The organism is Variovorax sp. 01T439_2 (assembly GCF_056398445.1).
Genome location: NZ_JBFTPJ010000490.1, coordinates 1 through 4,392, shown reverse-complemented (window position 1 = coordinate 4,392; position 4,392 = coordinate 1). Strand labels below are relative to the sequence as shown.

General features: G+C 67.0%; 4 protein-coding genes. 2 read left to right on the top strand and 2 right to left on the bottom strand.

Annotated features, from left to right (window positions below):
- Positions 1-978: pyridoxal phosphate-dependent aminotransferase (locus tag AC1DOC_RS21260; RefSeq protein WP_478130431.1), on the bottom strand; the 978-nt coding region annotated here is incomplete at its 3' end.
- A 102-nt stretch (positions 979-1,080) separates the two neighbouring features.
- Here AC1DOC_RS21260 and AC1DOC_RS21255 point away from each other — a divergent pair.
- A complete protein-coding gene (locus AC1DOC_RS21255) occupies positions 1,081-2,079 on the top strand; it encodes a LysR family transcriptional regulator (protein ID WP_015865849.1) in 999 nt (332 codons plus the stop codon).
- Between the two features lie 84 nt (positions 2,080-2,163).
- Positions 2,164-3,090: a protein NO VEIN domain-containing protein gene (locus AC1DOC_RS21250; RefSeq protein WP_015865848.1), complete on the top strand. Its 927-nt coding sequence runs from the start codon at positions 2,164-2,166 to the stop codon at positions 3,088-3,090.
- A gap of 46 nt (positions 3,091-3,136) precedes the next feature.
- On the opposite strand, the gene AC1DOC_RS21245 is transcribed toward AC1DOC_RS21250, so the two are convergent.
- Entirely contained in the window at positions 3,137-4,135 is a 999-nt protein-coding gene (locus AC1DOC_RS21245) for an SLAC1 anion channel family protein (RefSeq protein WP_015865847.1), read from the bottom strand.
- Positions 4,136-4,392: the final 257 nt, after the last annotated feature.

Genomic DNA, 4,392 nt, shown 5'->3' with positions numbered 1-4,392 from the left:
GACGTAGAAGGCGCCATCGGGCACCTGGCAATGAATGCCGTCGATGGCGTTGAGCGCTGCAACCACCGTGTCGCGGCGCTGCTGGTATTCGCGCCGGTTCGCGGCAACGATGTCCTGCGGGCCCGCGAGCGCCGCGATGGCCGCGGCCTGGGCGATCGAGTTGGGGCCGGAGGTGCTTTGCGACTGGAGCTTGACCATCGCCTTGATCAGCTCCGAAGGACCCGCGCCGTAGCCGATGCGCCAGCCGGTCATCGCATAGGCCTTGGAGACGCCGTTGACCGTCAGGGTGCGGTCCTTGAGGTCGGGCGCCGCCTGGGCCATGGTGGCGAACTCGACGTCGCCATAGATGAGATGCTCGTAGATGTCGTCGGTGAGTATCCAGACCTGGGGGTGGCGCCTCAGCACCTCGGCCAGCGCCTGGAGCTCGGCGCGCGTGTAGGTGGCGCCGCTCGGATTGTTCGGCGAGTTGAGCATCAGCCAGCGTGTCTTGGCGGTGATGGCGCGCTCGAGGTCCGCGGGCTGGAGCTTGAACCGGTTGGCGGCCGGGCAGTCGACGAACACCGGCACGCCGCCGGCCAGCAGGGCGATGTCCGGGTAAGACACCCAATAGGGGGCGGGCACGATGACCTCGTCGCCCGCGGCCACCGTGCACATGAGGGCATTGAAGATCACCTGCTTGGCGCCGGTGCCGACGATGATTTCGCCCGGCGCGTAATCCAGGCCGTTTTCGTTCCGGAGCTTGGCGGCAATGGCCTCCTTCAGCGCCGGCGTGCCGCCGACGTCGGTGTACCGGGTCTGGCCGGCGGCCATGGCGCGGATTGCCGCCTCCTTGATGTGCTCGGGCGTCTCGAAGTCGGGCTCGCCGGCGGTCAGGCTCAGGATGTCCCGGCCCAAGGCGCGCAGTTCGCGCGCACGTTGGCCGGCCATGGAGCTGGGAGAGGGTTTGATGCGATGGAGCCGGGGAGCGATATGAAGCATGGGCGCAGTATCAAAGGCCATGCGCTGCGGGACAAACGAGAAATCGGAGGATCCGGGTATTCCTTTTTTTCCTGCGGAGCATCGGGCTTACATTCCATTGGAATGAACTTCACCTTTAAGCAGCTGGAGGCCTTTCTCTTCAGCACCAAGCTCCAGAGCTTCAGCGCGGCGGCGGTGAAGCTGCACACCACGCAGTCGGCCATCTCCAAGCGCCTGGCCGAACTCGAGGAGTCGCTGGGCGGGACGCTGCTGCACCGCACCTCCCATGGGCTGGAACTGGCCCAGGCCGGGCGCGAATTGCTGCCGCTGGCCGAGGAAGCCCATCGCCTGTGGCAGCGCATCCAGCACGACATCAGCGTGGACAAGACGCTGCGCGGCACTTTCCGCGTGGGCGTGACGGAACTGATTGCCATGACGTGGCTCACGCGGCTGATCCAGCTGCTTCAGAAGCTGCACCCCCAGGTGACGCTGGAGCCGGTGGTGGACGCGGGGCTGACGCTCTTCGAGCGCCTCGAGGCCAACAAGCTCGACCTGTCCATCATGCCGGGCACTTTCTGGGGCCAGGCGTTCGAATCGATCAAGGTCGGGCAGGTGGACCAGGCCTGGATCGCGAGCCCGCGGCTCGGCATTCCGCAACGAGCCCTGGCGCCGCACGAGTTTGCCGACTATCCGGTGATCGAGCAGCCCGCGGGCGCCTCGAAGAACAAGTTCTACGAGGCCTGGCGCGCGGAGCACGGGTTCCGCTTCGGCAAGGTCATGCTGACGAACAGCACGACCGTCCTGCGCGAGCTGACGATCAGCGGCTTCGGCATCAGCCAGCAAGCGCTCGACTACGTGCGCCCGGACATCAAGAGCGGCCTGCTGCGCATCGTCAAGAGCGACCCGATGCCGCCACCGCTGGTCTACAGCGCGGTCTATCGGAGCGACAATTCCAGTCCTGCGCTGGCACGCATCGTCGAACTGGCCGTGAAGACCTGCGATTTCAAGTTGCGGGCGAGCCAGCACGACGTGGCCCCGGCCCGGCCGTTGCGGGGCTCGAGTTCAGGCCTGCGGCAACGGCCGGTACGCAAGGGCGTGAAGAAGAAGCCGGCGAGAAGCTAGCGTCGCGGCATTGGCCGGCACGAAAGCCGGGCCTCCGCCGATGCGGCATACTCCCACCCCCCAACTCGCCAGAGACCCCGCTGAATGGACAAGGAAGTCGACCCCAAAGTGCTCGCCGTCATCGATGAGATGCGGCTTTCCGGACCGCGGCTTACGCCGGTCGAGATCGTTGCGAAGATGGGCGTCTTCGATGCGCGGGAAAAGCCGTTCGACCACGCCTGGCTTGCAACGGGCGACAACGTCATTGCCACCATCTGGGCCGAATTCGTGAACATCGGCGCCGGCGGACACTGGTTCTGCCTCGAGTCGCTCGACACGCAGCACCGCGTCGGCGGCGGCGTGCGCAGCCCCCAGCAGATCCAGCGCGCCAAGGACCGCCGTGCGCTGCTCAAGCGCACCGTCGATGCGGGCCAGGGCTTCCGTGCCGTGCTGCAGACCAACCGCGTCGCCATTGCCGAGCTCGAGAGCAACAAGAGCGCGAAGGTCTCCACGCGCGTGCGCGACGACGCCGAATGGCATGTTGCAAGCTGGGATTCCGACCAGCAGCTCGCGATCCTGGTGCGAGGTCCGCGCGGCTGGGTGCCTGGCGAAGCGGAGATACAGGCGGCCAAGGCGCGGGGCAGCGTGCCGGTCGCTGCGGCCGCCGATGCGGGCGCTGCGGCTGCCGAGCGGTCGGCCTCGCGGGAAGAGGTCCAGGCCGCCGCCATGGACTACGTGATGCGCCACTTCAAGGGCTACGGCTACAACGCCGAGGACGTCACTGGCCAGAAGCTCGGCTACGACCTCGAAGTGTCGAACGCGAAGGGCGCCAAGCTTCTCAGGGTGGTGGTGAAGGGCACGTCCACCGGAGTGCCCAGTTTCCGGCTCACGGACGAAGAACGCGCAAGCTCGGCGCGCGAGCCGCTCTGGCGGCTGCTGGTGGTTGCCGATGCCATCGGCACTGCGGCGCAGCACAAGATCTACAAGCCTTCAGAGATGGAGCAGGCGCCGGGGTTCGAGCCGCTGGATTAGCGGGCATTGCTGCTTTCGTGGCCGGTGTGCGCCCGGAAGCCCTGGCTCAGGTGAACAGCTTTCCGTTGAACGCGATGCGCAGGGTGCGCACCGTGAGCACCGCCAGTGCCACGGTCAGCATCCCGAGCAGCAGGACCGCGATGGTCCACAGCGGCGCGGTCGCCCGCAGTTGCGCGTACTTCAGCGCCGCGTTGGCCAGTGCGGCCATCGGGAAGCCGATCGCCCACCATCCCGCGGAGAAATTGATGCTGGGCCGGAACACCTTCGGCGCAAGCACCGCGAACATGAAGAGCGCGAAGTAGAAGAGCAGCGCGGCAAAGCGGTCGATGCTGCCCGTGATGTTCGTGTAGGCGAGGAACCCGACCGCGAAGGGCCCCACGAGGATCATCAGCGAGGGCGTCATTGCCGGCGCGAGCGGCGGCTGGTGCACCAGCCGGCCGACGATGAGCACGAGCAGCACCAGTGCGAGCACCGCGCCCACGGCCATTGCCAGCAGGTTCAGCTCTGCGGCCCAGGCCATGGACGGCTCGTGCCCGGCGGTCACTGCGATGTCCAGCGTGGCGACGCCAGGGATCAGCCAGGCCGGCACCGCATGCGATGCATCCAGTTGCCCTCTGAGCAGGCGCGAGACCACCACGAAGCCGAGCACGAAGGTCGCGATCGCGCCCAGGGTCCACAGCGCGTGCGCGGCGGACGCACTGTAGGGCGCGATCACGGCCGACAGCAGCAGCATCGAGATGACGATGGTGCCGAAGAAGTTGCCGGTCACCGGGTGATTGAACTCTCCGCGCACGGCCTGCGGATGCCTGGCCAGCTTCATCGCATAGCCCAGCGCCAGCAGCACGAAGACGCCGAGCGCAAAGGCGCCGATGGCCTCGCCGATGACGGCCGGCGCGCCCAGGCTGCCATGTGCCAGCCGCCAGGCCAAGGCCAGCCCCGAAAGCCCCATGACAGAGCCGAACAGGTTGACGGGCAGGTTGCGCAGCGAAGCTTCGCTTGCGGCGTGGAACACCGGAAAGGGCGGATTCAATGACTCGTTCTGCATGATGGCCTCGTTGGCTGAATTTGCGGGTACGGACAGTTTCTGCCAAACTGCTCGGGCCGTGGGCGCCGCGGCACGACGTTTTCTGCCAATCACCGAGCCTTCACCGCCATGCGTGTCGCGATCCTTGCTTTTCCCCGTGTCCAGCTGCTCGACGTCGCCGGCCCCGCCGACGTGTTCGCCGAGGCGGCCCGCCAGCTCGGGCTGCCGCGCGCCTACCAGGTGCAGGTGATCGGCACCGAGACAGGGTTGCTCAAGAG

Coding starts and splice junctions, on each gene's coding strand:
- AC1DOC_RS21245 (WP_015865847.1), bottom strand. CDS start 4,135: ATGCAGAACGAGTCATTGAATCCGCCCTTTCCGGTGTTCCACGCCGCA.
- AC1DOC_RS21250 (WP_015865848.1), top strand. CDS start 2,164: ATGGACAAGGAAGTCGACCCCAAAGTGCTCGCCGTCATCGATGAGATG.
- AC1DOC_RS21255 (WP_015865849.1), top strand. CDS start 1,081: ATGAACTTCACCTTTAAGCAGCTGGAGGCCTTTCTCTTCAGCACCAAG.